General features: G+C 37.5%; 18 protein-coding genes. 4 read left to right on the plus strand and 14 right to left on the minus strand.

The annotated features are described in order from the left end of the window. Positions 1–13: 13 nt before the first annotated feature. Together comGB and comGA are read right to left on the minus strand one after the other, a co-directional pair. Positions 14–1054: a competence type IV pilus assembly protein ComGB gene (comGB, locus tag AC4G3K_RS03130; RefSeq protein ID WP_491132451.1), complete on the minus strand. Its 1041-nt coding sequence runs from the start codon at positions 1052–1054 to the stop codon at positions 14–16. After that, positions 1044–2153, minus strand: a complete 1110-nt coding sequence (gene comGA, locus AC4G3K_RS03135) for a competence type IV pilus ATPase ComGA (protein WP_491075826.1) — start codon at positions 2151–2153, stop codon at positions 1044–1046. Before comGA ends, comGB begins: the two co-directional genes overlap by 11 nt. Positions 2154–2449: 296 nt before the next feature. On the opposite strand from comGA, the gene AC4G3K_RS03140 reads away from it, so the two are divergent. Continuing rightward, positions 2450–3157: a helix-turn-helix transcriptional regulator gene (locus AC4G3K_RS03140; RefSeq protein WP_491132452.1), complete on the plus strand. Its 708-nt coding sequence runs from the start codon at positions 2450–2452 to the stop codon at positions 3155–3157. A gap of 101 nt (positions 3158–3258) precedes the next feature. Then, complete coding sequence (locus tag AC4G3K_RS03145; RefSeq protein ID WP_491075828.1) at positions 3259–3501, plus strand: DUF2626 domain-containing protein; 243 nt, start codon at positions 3259–3261, stop codon at positions 3499–3501. A 31-nt stretch (positions 3502–3532) separates the two neighbouring features. Here AC4G3K_RS03145 and AC4G3K_RS03150 read toward each other — a convergent pair whose 3' ends face one another. Then, positions 3533–4609: a class I SAM-dependent methyltransferase gene (locus tag AC4G3K_RS03150; protein ID WP_491132453.1), complete on the minus strand. Its 1077-nt coding sequence runs from the start codon at positions 4607–4609 to the stop codon at positions 3533–3535. A gap of 162 nt (positions 4610–4771) precedes the next feature. After that, a complete protein-coding gene (locus AC4G3K_RS03155; RefSeq protein WP_491075830.1) occupies positions 4772–5404 on the minus strand; it encodes an MBL fold metallo-hydrolase in 633 nt (210 codons plus the stop codon). Between the two features lie 220 nt (positions 5405–5624). Here AC4G3K_RS03155 and AC4G3K_RS03160 point away from each other — a divergent pair, with 220 nt between their 5' ends. Next, positions 5625–5798, plus strand: coding sequence for a DUF2759 domain-containing protein (locus tag AC4G3K_RS03160; RefSeq protein WP_491075831.1), 174 nt, complete (start codon positions 5625–5627; stop codon positions 5796–5798). A gap of 93 nt (positions 5799–5891) precedes the next feature. Here AC4G3K_RS03160 and AC4G3K_RS03165 read toward each other — a convergent pair whose 3' ends face one another. From AC4G3K_RS03165 to AC4G3K_RS03175, 3 genes are all read right to left on the minus strand, one after another. Further along, on the minus strand, positions 5892–7058 hold the full coding sequence (locus AC4G3K_RS03165) for a M14 family metallopeptidase (protein ID WP_491132454.1): 1167 nt from the start codon (positions 7056–7058) through the stop codon (positions 5892–5894). A 628-nt stretch (positions 7059–7686) separates the two neighbouring features. Then, on the minus strand, positions 7687–8661 hold the full coding sequence (locus tag AC4G3K_RS03170) for an ROK family glucokinase (RefSeq protein ID WP_491075834.1): 975 nt from the start codon (positions 8659–8661) through the stop codon (positions 7687–7689). 5 nt (positions 8662–8666) lie between these two features. Beyond that, positions 8667–8888: a YqgQ family protein gene (locus AC4G3K_RS03175; RefSeq protein WP_491075835.1), complete on the minus strand. Its 222-nt coding sequence runs from the start codon at positions 8886–8888 to the stop codon at positions 8667–8669. 221 nt (positions 8889–9109) lie between these two features. On the opposite strand from AC4G3K_RS03175, the gene AC4G3K_RS03180 reads away from it, so the two are divergent. Continuing rightward, on the plus strand, positions 9110–9985 hold the full coding sequence (locus tag AC4G3K_RS03180; protein ID WP_491075836.1) for a hypothetical protein: 876 nt from the start codon (positions 9110–9112) through the stop codon (positions 9983–9985). A gap of 9 nt (positions 9986–9994) precedes the next feature. Here AC4G3K_RS03180 and AC4G3K_RS03185 read toward each other — a convergent pair whose 3' ends face one another. From AC4G3K_RS03185 to AC4G3K_RS03215, 7 genes are all read right to left on the minus strand, one after another. Beyond that, on the minus strand, positions 9995–11530 hold the full coding sequence (locus AC4G3K_RS03185; protein ID WP_491132455.1) for a rhomboid family intramembrane serine protease: 1536 nt from the start codon (positions 11528–11530) through the stop codon (positions 9995–9997). Positions 11531–11613: 83 nt separating this feature from the next. After that, entirely contained in the window at positions 11614–11778 is a 165-nt protein-coding gene (locus AC4G3K_RS03190; protein WP_491075838.1) for a hypothetical protein, read from the minus strand. A 60-nt stretch (positions 11779–11838) separates the two neighbouring features. Beyond that, complete coding sequence (locus tag AC4G3K_RS03195; protein WP_491075839.1) at positions 11839–12795, minus strand: L-lactate dehydrogenase; 957 nt, start codon at positions 12793–12795, stop codon at positions 11839–11841. A 47-nt stretch (positions 12796–12842) separates the two neighbouring features. Beyond that, on the minus strand, positions 12843–13631 hold the full coding sequence (locus AC4G3K_RS03200) for a DUF92 domain-containing protein (RefSeq protein WP_491132456.1): 789 nt from the start codon (positions 13629–13631) through the stop codon (positions 12843–12845). Next, positions 13624–14187 carry a 5-formyltetrahydrofolate cyclo-ligase gene (locus AC4G3K_RS03205; protein ID WP_491132457.1) on the minus strand — a complete coding sequence of 188 codons (564 nt, stop codon included), beginning with the start codon at positions 14185–14187 and terminating at the stop codon, positions 13624–13626. Before AC4G3K_RS03205 ends, AC4G3K_RS03200 begins: the two co-directional genes overlap by 8 nt. 72 nt (positions 14188–14259) lie before the next feature. Continuing rightward, positions 14260–14409: a 50S ribosomal protein L33 gene (gene rpmG / locus AC4G3K_RS03210; RefSeq protein ID WP_066105110.1), complete on the minus strand. Its 150-nt coding sequence runs from the start codon at positions 14407–14409 to the stop codon at positions 14260–14262. A gap of 60 nt (positions 14410–14469) precedes the next feature. Further along, entirely contained in the window at positions 14470–15042 is a 573-nt protein-coding gene (locus AC4G3K_RS03215) for a hypothetical protein (protein WP_491132458.1), read from the minus strand. Positions 15043–15087 lie beyond the last annotated feature (45 nt).

A 15087-nucleotide genomic window follows, 5' to 3' on the forward strand; every position in this document is an offset into this window, starting at 1 on the left:
CAAATACACCGTCCTATATCGTATTCATTAATGAAATCATTGGCATTAAGATGGCCAGATAGAGCAGAATTACAAGTATGGCTACAATGCCAAACATTAACGGTTGAACCACCTTTATATATCTTTCTGTCTTCATTTCCATTTCACTTAATAGCATTTTACTGTAGTAAAGCAACTCCTCGCCCAGTAAACCGTTTTTTTGCCCGTGGCTGATTACTCTTTCAAAGTCTGTCATAAAGATTTTTATAGTACCGCAAATACTATCAAGTGTATCGCCCTCTTGTAGGCGCTCAATCATTTGATGGGCAATTTCCCTTACCAGTTTTTTGGGATCTTGTGCGCTCATGATAGTTAAAGCATCTATTATTGAAACGCCGCCCTTCAATAAAGAACCAAGCTGCATAGAGAAATAATACGTGCTCGAAAGTCTTCTAAATGTACGTAATAAAGGGACTTTATTCATCAGTAATTCCTGTTTTATTTTAGATATTTTTTTTAAATAGTAGTGGTAAATGAGCATTAGGAAGGTTAATAGCAGAATGATAATAAGAGGCAGATTATTAATCAAAGTAGCGAGTAAAACCGATAGTTTTAAAAATATATTGGTTTCTTGTCCTGTTCCCTGATACATTTCTGAGAATTTGGGCAATAAATAATTGGTGAACGCTTGTAGCAAAGCAAATGTAAAAACAAGCAAGAAAATTGGATAATATAATAGATTTTTTAATTTTGCACGATCTTCACTTTTCTTTAACCAGATCTTTCCCCCATCCTGTAAAGATTTTGATAGCTGTCCATGTTTTTCTCCATAGGATACCAAACCAACCAACTCTTGTTCAAAATTCAGCCACTCTAAAAAATCTCTAAATGTATGGCCGTCTTTTAATAAATCAAGCGCCTCTCTGATTCCATCACGATATTTCTTTTTCCCATGAATGAGTGAAAATTCAATCCCTTCATACAAGGTAAATCCGTTTTCCAATAAATCGCCTAATTCCTGCAAAAACCTCGCCTGATCCTTACCAGACCATCGGGACTTTTGATTAGTCGTCATGCACCCACCTCTCATATTCTTTTTGATCTACAAACCCATAAGCCACAGCCTTGCTTATGAGGTGTGATAAATCCGGATATTGATAGTCTACTTTATCTCCTTCCATCTCCGCCCATACTTTCGCCAATTCATTGCCATAAATCATTTCATGCACGCTTACCCTTCCCCTATGCTTTTCCATGAGGCAATATGGTGAGCATTCATCCACACAAAAAGGGCAATGCAATTCTAATAATCTTTGGGATGTTACTCCTAAAAGAGTCTGTTTAGCTTCCTCTCTGTCTATACCAAATTCCATGAGCCTTCTTACTGCCCCTAATACATCACTTGCATGCATTGTGCTTAATATTAAATGGCCTGTTAAAGCGGCACGAACTGCTATCCTTGCTGTTTCGGCATCCCTAATTTCTCCAATCATAATAATATCTGGGTCATGTCGCAAAGCTGCCTTCAAACCGATGGAATAACTAATTCCGGCTTTCTCATTAATTTGGACTTGAATGGCATCATCGGACTGATGTTCAACGGGATCTTCTAAAGTAATGATATTTCGATTAATAGTATGTTTTGCATGATGAAGCATGGAATATAAAGTAGTGGTCTTTCCACTTCCAGTCGGACCGCAGAACAATAACAAACCATGAGAATGCTTCAGCATGGAAATTAAAGTCGTTGACATTTTTGGAAATAGGGAGATTTCTTCAATTGGGAGAGTTTGCAAATTAGGAATAATGCGGATGACGAGTGATTCTGAGTATGGAGTTGGTAAGGTTGATAAACGAAGGCCAATCCATTTATTAGAAATAAACATCGTTAAAGCACCTGACTGTGGACGTCTCTTTTCTCCTATATCCATCCCGGCCATAAATTTAAAATGGGAAATGAGCCTTTCTGCTCTGTCTCTCTGATAACTGCCTCCAGGGAATAACCGATTGTGAACACGGTAATGTAATTGGGTTTGCTTTCGCTGGGGGATAATATGGATGTCTGAGGCTTTAAATTTTACTGCTTCTGTTACAACTTTATCGGCTAGTTTATCGATGGTGAGCAATTCCTGTTTCACCTCCTTTATATGTTTATGCATTATGGTATTAGACATCAATCTTCTAATCCCTGCATACATCTTGAAAGTTTCAAAATTTGTCACATTTAGTAGCTTTTTTGGAAAACGATTCATAAATATGAAAAATTTCATCTATTTAGGCTTATTTAAATATTTACAGATTAATTTTAAAATTAAGATATTACTTAATAACAAAAGATTGAATATTTAGTTAACAAATTGTGGCTAAATTACAACATATCCTTCCATATTGTGATATTAATCACAAATGACATATCAAAGCATATATAACTGTATTATAATGGAATTATTAAGAGCGTGAGGTGGACATAGTGGACCAAACATTAAAAATTACCAACGTATTATCAGATCCGACCAGATACTATATTTATCAGCATATAGCTAAAAGGCATAGCGAGGTCACAGTACAGGAAATCGCGGATATTTTTGAGATTCATCCCAATGTTGCTCGTTTGCATTTAACAAAGCTTGAGGATGTAAATATGCTTGTTTCCGAAACAAAGAAAACAGGAAAAGGCGGACGACCAAGCAGATTATATAGATTATCAGAAGATGTTATACAACTTAACTTCCCATATCGTGATTATCAGCTTCTTTCTAAAATAGCCATTGAAACGATGTTCTCTTTGGGAGAGGCTGGGAAAACAGCCTTATTTAATACAGGAAAACTATTCGGTAAAGAGCTTGCAGAACAGCATATGAAAGGACATGGCGGAAAACAGGAAAGCCTTTCTTTTGATCATAAACTAGCTATTATAAAAGAAGCATCAATAACTGCGGGATTCAATCCCGAATTTATAACTAGTGAAGATCAATCAGCTATTTTCTTTAAAATTCATAATTGCCCTTTCAAAGAAATAGCCTTCGAGCAAAAAGAAACAGTGTGCGGAATGCATCTAGAATTCTTGCGGGGTATGTTCGATGTACTTTTTGATTCAATCGAACTAATTGAAGAAGAAAATATGTTTGATTATGCAGACTGCCATGCTTGTTCGTATAGGCTCCTGGCTGGTAATTAATCATAAAATTCGGTTATTCTATTTTGAGATAGTTTACATTCCCTATCAATATCCTTATAATAGTAATGATGGAATTATAAGGGGATAAGGGAGGTTTGGGAATGGACAGAATGTTCAGAGTTTGTGGTTTCTGGACTGGTATTATGGCAGTCATGTTCTTTATAGGTGATATGCATACAACATCACTCATCTTTTTCGGTCAAACTGGTTTCTTTGTCATTTTAAGCTACTTAAAACTATCTGAGAGAATGTACTTATATGTCTTTGGTGCGTATTTAACCGTTTTCTTTGCCGGGTTTACCTATTGGACAACATTCATGATGACTCCTGGAGCGGGACATTAACTCATAGTAAAACCTTGATTGAGCTAAACAATCAAGGTTTTTTTATATTCCTCGATTGAACTAAAATACTGAAGCTCTCACTAATCCAATCTCCCAACACTAATTGTTTGATTTGTCTGTTGCGTCTGCTGATTGATGAAAATGGATCGGTATCCACATGTGGGACAAGTTCGTTTAATATCCCTTCCTCCAGTAAAAATGATTGTTGCCCTCCCCAGTACTCCAAATTAAGCCCCTCTCTTCTTCCTTCATCTTTAAGCAAAGAAAAGTTGACCGTACTGGTTATATCAACATCTCCCGGATTTTCAAGTATGGAGTCTACTAATTGGTGGCTTTTAAACCCTCTTAATGTTCCATTTTTACGAGCAGGTATATAGAGATCCTCGATATCCATTCCATAATCAATCGTCATAAGAAATCCCCCTCCCATTTTTTTGATGATTTCCTGATAAGCAGTCACCATCGGGTATGGCACTTCTATTCGATTGATAAAATCGGGTATATTCCACTTCTCTATATAAGATGAAAGAAGCTGATTGTTGAGCTCTCTGGTTGTCTCAATCAGTTCTCCCAGCATCATAGTAACACCTGCTTCTTTCCACTGATTCTCTTCTCTTACCAAAATATGAACAGGGAAAGCATCAAAAAATTCATTTGAGAGGATCAGACCATCTATCATGGGCATATCTTTAATGGAATCTAATAATCTTATTCTATGATCGTTTGCAGCAACCTCCGCAATAAAATCTTGATGATACGGACTTGATTCAATAATATAATACGTTGCATCTAATGCGAGCTTCGGGTTCACTAGTTCCAACCCTCTCAAAAAATCACATGCCATTTTCCCTGTGCCACCGCCAAGTTCGCATATAACAGGTGATAAATTAAGTTCACTTAATTTCCGACCCGCCCACTTACCTAAGAATTCACCAAAGATTGGTGACATACTGACAGAAGTATAAAAATCCCCTTTACTTCCAAGTTTATCTTTTCTGCGTTGGTAATAACCTTTTTGGGGATGATACAATGCCAACTCTATATATTTGTCATAAGGCAAAAATAAATCTTCCGTTTCCTGAATACATGCATGGATTATTTCTTTCATAATTCTCCTTATTTTATAAATATTAAAATAATCATTCCATCATTGTATTATTCTCTTATGAATATAAGGTATAGATTGAAGGGGCATCTTCATTTAACAGGAAACACCCCTTGGTCCTCCTTAACCAAGCTTCAGGAGGACCTTACCACTTTTATAAAATCCCTATCTTAAAAACGGATTGTGATTTAGTTCATCTTCAATAATTGTTTCCGGTCCATGACCAGATAAACAGAGTGTTTCTTTTGGGAGCGTACATAATTTAGTACGAATACTATCCATTAGTTGTTGATGGTTCCCTCCAGGTAAATCAGTTCGGCCTATACTCATTTGAAAGAGCGCATCTCCCGAAAACACAAGTGCTTCATCTTCGTCATAATAAGAAATGCTGCCGGGTGAATGTCCTGGTGTAAACAATATATTAAATTTGAAATCACCAATCTTTAGGATACCTTCCTCTGAAATGAACTTCTCTGCCGGAGCAGCTTTAATTTCACCCATTTGGAAAAATTGAGAGCCGTTCAATGCCGGATTTGTTAACCACTCAGCTTCTTTTTTATGCACATATGCCGGAATGTCAAAGACTTCTCTTATTCTGTCAATTGCCCCGATATGATCAAAATGAGCATGTGTTAGCAGAACCGCAATTGGTTTCCATTTCTTTTCGCGAATGATTTGAATTAGCTTTTCTGCTTCCTCCCCTGGATCAATGATTAAACATTCACCGTTCGGTTGAGCGTATAGATAACAATTTGTTTGCAACGGTCCCAAAGGAACCCTTTTCCACGTTTTTTTCATGTCTTTCCCCCTGTTAGCATCAATCAGTTTCTTTTATTTTACACAACTGATGCCTTCGTTTAAAGGGTCTTACACTGTTATTGTCTTCATCTTTTCAGTTAGCTTATAATATCTCGACAAATTGTCTGAAAAGAATTAAACTATTACTGAATGCATTTATTTTACAATTTAAAGATTTATTGGGTTTAATTACCTGGTATCTCCAGAGGAGGTAAGTAAAATGGGCTTGGTAATCATTTTTGGTTTAGCTGCCATTCTGGCTATCTTCGCATTAATCAGCGCCTTTAAAAACAAAAACTTTCTTGGAATAGTATTCGCCTTAGGTACTGCCGTTGTCTTTGGCTGGTTCTCCATTATGACCTTCCTTAAAGATGGCTATCCAGCAGGCCATTAATGAATGCGCCACAGATGTTACAAAAGAGGAATCCGGTTAACCGGATTCCTCTTTTGTAACTAATAGCGCAAACTTTCCAACAATCACTGCGAACTATAAATAAAGACATGCATTTAAAATAGGCTTCGTATCATGATAGATTTGATCAAATTGTGATAACGGAAGAGGATTGATTCCTTTCCCCAGTTCTAACGTAAAACCAGGCTTCTTGAACTGATCAATAAACCAATCTTTAAAACCTGCATGGCTATCAATATAGCGAACAGCCTTGTAGCCTGATCGATTGACAAACTCCCTTGCCATAATAGATGCAATCTCCGGTTCCTGTCCCTCGTATCCCCAGTAAAACTCTTCGCCTTGAGTATGCAAAGAAATCACACGATCAAACTGCTCCTCCTGTACAAGGGCAACCAATGATTTCACTTCACTTTCCGTCAATGGTTCTTGGCCGGGAAAATCCCTTGCTGCCGGTCCTGCCGGCCTTTTTCGTCTTTTTTCTATCTCCCAATTTGCTGGAAATTGATTATTTAAATCTACGCCTCTTATATTAGCTTTCCATCCTAAAAATTCTTCTTTTCCATCATTCATCATCTTCAAATCTTTTTTCATGTTTCCCGGTGGCCCGTTTACCACTAGATCCACACCATCAGGATTGGCCATTATCACAAGAGACAAATCACACTCATGAAAGAGCTCCAGTGCCGAACATTCCCCAAAGTTTTTTCCCATCGACAAAGATAATAAATATTCATTCAGCCATTTCATTAAAACCAAACTGGTAATCCATTCATTAGCATGCATAGATGCATTCATATGGATTTTTTTAGGCCCAATTCCAATACGCAATTCCCAAATATCCTGACCCAATTCAGATTTTCCGATTGATTTCCTACTCAAAAACGGATAAATCGTTCCGAGAACTTCCATATCATTTATACATTTACTTGATGAATAAGGACATGTGTGATCAATAATACTGTGTTGAATTTTAACAGGCAGGCGAATAGATTGTGTTGCATTTTCTCCTTCACTCCTCATAGGATTGGCCAACTGAATTCGTTGATTTTCAAAGGGATTCGTTAAATCCAATGATGAAACCCTCTCTTCCCTTGTCCAATATCCAGGTATATGAACCCTGTCTTCCGGGAGCAATTCATTTCCACTGATATGCAAATTGCATTCTCGTAAAACAGAAATCGGGACTTTAAATAAAACAGCCAATCTGGATAATAAGTCAGGCTTTTTTATGATGACTTCCATTGAATCACACCCTTTTATACTCATTTTATGAATACTTCCATCAAAAAATACAGACGGATACAGATTATGTATAGATTAGTTGATAGCACGCTTCATTTCTTTCGTAGTCACCATTACCGAACTGAATGGTGCATTTTGGTATCATTAAACTCGGTATAGGTACTGCATAGGTGTTGCGCAGACGCTCCATTGCTGGGACATAGGCGCTTTCTCGCAGGCTTCTCCGGCCTTTGACACACCTTTACCCGGGTATAGCCGTCCCATAGACTCTCCATAGGTGGAGTATAGGCACACTCAGACTCCCCCGCCTTTAATACACCTATCACTCACCCTTGATACACCTTTGCCATGGTATAGATAGATATGGCCTAGTATAAAAGGCTAGAGGATGATTCCAAAAAAAGAAGACCTTAATCCGCTACGAATCAATGCCCTATATATGGTCTATCACAATTGCCGTGTTTAAAGGCCAGCTGCCCACACAATATCCTTCTTAATCAAAGAATCAATTCATCCGAGCCGAATAAAAAAAGCACTTCACCAAAATAGTAAAGTGCTTTGCAAACGTATATGGTATGTGAACATTCAATCATCAGGGTTAACCCACTCCATAAAAGGGTTGTTCTACTTAGATCTCTTCACCTAATTGCTGCATCATTAATCCGGCTGCGCCGATAACGCCCGCATCGTTTCCAAGAGAAGCTACTTTAAGTTGAGTCGATTCCGCTACACGAGGAAAGGCAAATTGCTTAAAATATTTTTCAATTGGTTTTAATATAATGTCACCCGCCTTTGAAACACCTCCGCCGAATACGATGATGTCCGGGTTAATTATATTGCCGACATTGGCTGCCGCAAGTCCAAGGTATTTAGCAACCTCATCTAGAACATCTTGACTTGCCTGATCTCCACTTACGGCACACTGTACCACATCTTTAGACGTGATCCGGCCTTTATCTTTAAATACAGCCGAAATGGCCGAATCTGGATTTTTCTTTATCTCCTCCAAAGCGAGCCTTACAATACCGGTAGCTGAGGCAATCGTTTCAACACAGCCTGTTTTTCCACAATTACAAGGTGCTCCTCCGTCTGGTTTAACAGTAATGTGACCTAGTTCACCCGCTGCCCCGCTTATCCCATGAATTAAATGTTTATTAGTAATTACGCCGCCGCCGACACCTGTTCCAAGGGTGATACAAACAAAATCATTTGTCCCTTTTCCCGCTCCCTTCCAAAACTCACCGAAAGAGGCTACGTTTGCATCGTTATCGACGATGGCAGGTATTTCTAATTCCTTTTCAAGCAACTCTTTTAAAGGATAATCCTTCCAGCCGATATTCACAGCCACATAGATTGAACCCGTTTCAAAGTTAACAGGTCCTGGTGCTCCCATTCCAACACCTATTAAATTACCATCTTGCCATTCTTCCAGTTTCGACCTGACAGACTTGCCAATATCAGAAATAATATAATGACCACTTTCCTCCGTTCTGGTCATGATCTCCCACTTATGTACAATAACTCCTTCCTTATCTATGAAAGCAAGTTTAATCGTCGTACCGCCAATATCAATCCCCAGTAACCAATCTTGTTTCCCCAACATTTGTTTCACCTTTTCGATTGTTTTAGTTTTTGTTTTTCCTTTTCATATTCTATTTCTTGTTTCAAAATTAAAATGGCCGTTTGATAATCTCTGATTTCAATTAATTGAGAGTGAAATAGCTCTCTTAATTCAGCTTCCATCATTTCAAGATCAGCTAAACGATCACCCATGTATATGATAGTTCCGAACCTCTTGAAATATTGTTGTATTTCATACACGGATTTCATTATGTCTCATTCCTTCCTGATTCTCTCTAAGTATATCTGAATTTGACTGTCCTCCTCAAGATACTTTGTGTCATTCTATCTATTTAGACATTTATAAAGAAAGCATATGTTTTTGGTCTTGTACATATATTGCTAGGACAAAGCATCAGCTTATTTATCATTTTGCCTACCTTTTTAGGATATATACGTGAGTCTATTTTATAAAGTGAGGAGAGAATCCTTTGAAAAAATATAGTGGTTATCTAGCTGTGGGTTTATTGCTGGTGTTCACCTTTATGTGGTGGAAACATCTTTATGAACAAAGGGACTTAGCTGTCATAAAATATTTCCCGCTAAATCAAGAGGCTGTGTTTAACCAGACAGCTTCTTCCCTTACCTTGCAAAAACAGGGTCAAGAGAATGAACAATTTAATGTTTTACTATCTACAGAATCGATTCTGAATCAAAAAAGTTATCTCAGACAGGATTTTTCTCTTCTATTTCAGAATGGACGCTTAAAGGAATTTGCAAACGATTGGAAGCAGAATACAGATCGGATTTCTAAAAAAACGACGGTTAAAGCTCACGAATCTTCATTATTTCAGTCGATTACCATTCATTATGCGGAAATTCATACAGACAACGATACTCCATCTAGTTCATTTAAATTAACAGATAGCAACCTCTTTGTCATTGCTTCACGATATGGACCAATTAAATCATTTCAGACCCCGGAAACCGATCAACAAAAGGAGTGGGCTTTTACCTTATCTTCAGTAAGCAATTCCAGGCTCGCTAAAGTACTCGATCGCTATACGGGTAACCAAGAGTTCGATATAACAAAGTATCAAGTTGTCCCTCTAACAAAGCTGCTGACTGAAGAAAAAAAACTATTAGCCGGATATTCAGATCAGAAGCGCCTGGAAATTACGGAAAAGCTTTGGGAAGCCTTCTATTCTCTTTATGTTTCAGGAATTAAAAAACAAGATGGCACTATCATTAATCCAATCGACAGTACCATCCCGTTGATTTTACGCAAACAAGGCAGTAATAAACTAATCATTCTTATTCAGGACAGATCCGGTAATATACATGAACTTTATCAGCTTCTTCCTTAAAAAAGACATTTATAAGGACTTGAGCGTATTCAGCATAGCTTTATAATCTTCATTATCCGGTTCCTGATCCACTGCTTTTTGGATATACTCTTTCGCTTTATCCATTTGTCCCTCCTGCCAATAGATCAGTCCAACATCATAATATGCTTCAGGGAATATTTCTCTTTGGTCAATTGCTCTAAGAAAATGCTTCTCAGCCGTTTCTAAATCTTGATCCTGATATTTAATATATCCCGCCAAAAAATAGGCTTCTGGAGCATTTTCTTCACCAAGATAGTTATCAAGCAGTTTGTAGGCTTTGTCATATTCCTTTGAATTTACATATTCCTGGGCACGTGTGACATCATTTTGATAATTTTGTCCAAATGAATTTTCGGCATAACCATATCTCACAAGTCCAATTGTTAATAATATGGTTAACACCAATGCACCCAGTTGGAAGGAAAACTTATGGTTTCGCGGCAATCTGACAATAGCCGCCGCAAGAAAACCACCAATCAATCCTCCTATATGACCAGCACTATCAATGGCATCTGCGGAAAATGTGATAATCAGGTTGATGATCAGAATAACGATAACATTCCATCCCATTGTTCTGAAAAAGAGATTGGGATGGAGGACGCCAAACAATAATAAGGCACCGAGCAACCCAAATATCGCCCCGCTGGCACCCGCAGACAGATTGGGCACCAAGATAAAGCTGGCTACTGAACCTATAAAGCCAGCGAAAAAGTAAATGATTAAAAATCTATAGCTCCCAAAAATCCGTTCCACAATAATCCCGACAAAATACAAGCTCAATGTGTTCAGCAACAGGTGTGTAAATCCGATATGAAGAAAAATAGGGCTGAAAAATCTCCACCATTCTCCTTCCATAATCAGTGGATTGTATTTTGCACCAAACTCAATGAGTGTTTGAGGATTAGTACTTCCACCCCGCATTTCCAGTAAAATAAATACGAGGACTTGAACGGCCATTAAAATATATGTGAAGATGGGTTTTCCATAGGAAAAAATTTGTTCATCCTGCTTCGCCTTTTCATAAGAAGCAGCCAAGGCATCCTGTTTGAGGTATTCTATCTCTTCCTCTTCAATAGCACTGTAATCCTTATTAGCTAATACCAGTGAAAACCCCAGAAATCTTTCTATATCCACTAAATGCTCATCCATAGAATCTGTCTGAAAAATCATGGTATCAACCGAAACTTTTGTATGTTTTTCATCTGAATGACTTCCAACGATATCCGAATAATCATCTACCGGAGCATATTGACTAATATAAATAGATTTAACGGTCAGTTCCTTTCTGGATAGAAACTTACGAATCTTTTCAGCATTATGCAAGACAAGATTACGATCCCTTTTCATATTATTGGACCAACCCAGATCCTCTCTTTTTATACGGATAACCGGGTCTGTCCGATTGGATTGATTTTCAAGCCATATTTCATGATGGTCAGTGGAAGCAGATATCAATCGATAGCCTTTCTCCGTAATCAATTGATTAATAAATGACCAATAGATAAATTCATCTTTAAAGCTCACATATTCCCCTACTTTCTCTCCTCTTATAAGCTCTCTATGTCTATTTTATCATTACGCCATATGAACGGAAATATTTCCACATATTATGATTGATTTGATTGATTTTGCTCCATTTTAAAAATCGGCAGTTCCATTAAAACAGCTAAAATCATATTACGCAGGACTTGATTTCTCATAATGGAAGACCTGTTTTGAAACATCATATACCCTATTATGCCAGAGGCAAAAACAATTAATAATTTTTTCATATAAAAAATCCCTCCTGTATTACCATATAGTTTGGTAGTCAGGAGGGATTTTTATTCTGCTTATAATAATTCATTAAGAATCGGATTCATTGTTTCTTTCAATACTTTAACAGAATGCGAGAACTTCTCTTGTTCATCAGTTGATAACTTCAACTCCAGTATATCTCCAATTCCTTCCCGATTTACAATTGCAGGAACACCGACATATACATCTTCTTCTCCATACTCACCATCAAGGAAAGTTGACACTGTTAAGATGCTGTTTTCATTCTGAAGGATGGCTTTCGTAATTCGAACCAGACCCATGGCAATCCCATAGAATGTTGCACCTTTTCTATTAATAATCTCATATGCAGCATCACGCACATTAATAAAAATATTATCTAAATCATCCATGGAGTGATCCGGTTTAGTTTTTATCAGCTCACTCATATTCTTTCCGCCTACATTTGCATGGCTCCATACAGGCAATTCTGTATCGCCATGTTCTCCAATGATATAGGCATGGACATTTCGAGGGTCCACTTCAAAATAATCACTTAACATAAATCGAAATCTGGCTGTATCCAATATTGTACCTGAACCTAGAACACGGTGCTTAGGAAGACCCGAAAATTTCCATGTTGCATAGGTAAGAATATCAACCGGATTCGCAGCAACAAGAAAGATTCCGTTGAATCCGTTTGCCATAATTTCTCCTATAATGGATTTAAAGATTTTCATATTTTTTTCAACTAAATCCAAACGTGTTTCCCCAGGCTTTTGATTAGCTCCTGCGGTAAGAACAACAATATCAGCATCTTTACAATCAGTATAATCTCCAAACCATATTTTCGTTCTGTTTGGCGCAAAAGGCGTTCCGTGATTCAAATCCATAGCATCGCCTTCCGCTTTATCTTTATTAACATCAATTAATACAAATTCTTCAGTAATTCCTTGGTTTAACATAGCAAAGGCATAGCTGCTTCCAACAAATCCTGTACCAACCAAGACAACGCGATTTACATTATTTTTCATATAAAACCCACCTTTTCAGCTACAAATATGCTCTGTACACAGTAGTATTATGTGGTAATATGCCAAGTAATTATACAAAGAATACTACTTATCACTATGGAACTAAAATTAACACTTTCATTATCAATCCAATTAATTCCTTTTATTTTAACAGTTTGATGATTGCAGTGGTTTGTTCTCTCTGTATGGACCGAACATACCGGGCATCTATATTCAACTTGCAAGAAAGCGCCTAAAACAGTATCAAGGAGGCTTCCCAGAAATCCGAATGCACTCAGAAAGATAAACGTTGGCAGTGACAGATTGAACAAAATAATGGCTGCTAATGCAATGAATATAGACCCCACCAGCCCAGCGAGCGATCCGCGCACTGAGACTGCACCAGAAGTACCGGGCTCACATCTTTTCAAACTGATCAAATGTATGGGGTTTGATTTACTAAGCACTCCCAATTCAGATGACCATGTATCAGATGTAGCTGCAGCAATTGATGCTATAAAGGCAATTAACCAAATTTCAGACCCGTCAGATATAAAATAAAGAAGAGAATATACTCCAGCAGGACCACCATTTGCGGCCACCTGAGCCCAATTACGCCTGCTTCCATTTGCTAATTTTTTATCAAGCACCTGTTTCCTTCTCTTTTTATAGCTTGAAAAAAAACTCGATGAGGAAAAAAACAAGCCAATGAGAAGCAACCCTTCCCATTTAAAACCTACCACAATAGAGACACCCAATACGAAAGCTGCAAAAGCACCTGATTTATTCAGTGCATTAAGTCGATAAGCTCCGTATGAACATAAAGCAACAACCACATAGATGATTAGGTTACCCACAATTTAATACCCCTTGTTCCGTGAATATATAATCAACAGGAATGTCAAACTCTTCCGTTGGGATATCGCCCCTTACTTGCATCGTAAAGGCAAGCGAGATTTTTATTCCATGAAATGAGGCTAAATAACGGTCATAATAGCCCCCTCCAAATCCAACGCGATATCCTGCTTTTGAAAAAATGAGTCCTGGAACAACCATGACATCGATTTTTCCAGGCTCTACCTTTTGTTCTTTATCCTCCTTGGGCTCTTTTAAACCATAATAAACCGATTCCAATACCGTACTTGGATTATATGTATAGAAATCCATCTGTTTTATGTGCGGTTTGCATTTTGGTATTACGATATTTTTTTTCTCTTTCCACCCTCTTTCAATAATTCCTTTCGTTTCGAGTTCAGGAAATCCGGAAATCGTAATTCCAATTGTATCTGCATTCTTCCATAAGTCATGCTGATATAAAGTTTCAACAATTTTTTTTGTATATGTATTACGCTCGCAGGCTGGATATTCCATTAATAAACGTCGATAAGTTGTTCTCATTTCTCCCTTTAACATTGCATTAAATCCCCTTAAGTTCTAAATTATTCCACAAACAAAAAAAACAACAGGAGAGGACCTCCTGTTGTCTTATTTTGTTTCGCGGTGCGCAGTTGTACGTTTCTCTCTTGGGCAATATTTTTTAAGCTCAAGACGATCCGGATTATTACGTTTATTTTTTGTGCTGATATAATTACGCTCACCGCACTCTGTGCAAGCTAAAGTAATGTTTACACGCATGTGAGTCCCTCCAGTTCATTCAAAACTTCATTTTATACGACTCATCTATAATATCACCTTTCAATCATAAATGCTAGTCTGATTTTTAACCAAGTAATCAAGCAGCATCGCTTCCTCTTTATTGCCGCTCGTAATCATCCAATTTGACACTCCCATTTTCATTCCTGGTTCCAAAGAAAATTTGTACATTGTTGTGCAAATAACTAGCCCTCTAGCTAAAGGGGAATGGATAATTTGGCCGTTTTCCATTGATTGATATACCGCTTTTTTGTGTTTCCTTTCCATAATTGAAATAGAAGCATTGCTACTTCCATTTAATAAACTAATCGTATGTTTACCATATAAGTAGATTAATGAATCTGCAGGACTATAAAAACTTGCTGAAACTTCCCGGAAGGCTTCATGGACAAAAAACATCTTTATTTCTTGTTCCCGTTCACTATCATTTTTACAAATTACATCTACTCTTTCAAAATAATCATTATTGTTGAATTGAACTGCAGCAGAAATCTCATTTTGCTCTGCAGGATCCTTACGCCACAGATAGGGGACAATTGATCCCGAGACATCTTCAGCAAGTCTTGTACACATAGTCCTTTGATTATTTTGAAATAAATAGTTTATTTGATCCAAGCGGTCCCACCTCTTTCATTCTTCTTACTCGTCCATCTAAACCAC

The sequence above is a fragment of the Bacillus sp. z26 genome (assembly GCF_058313635.1).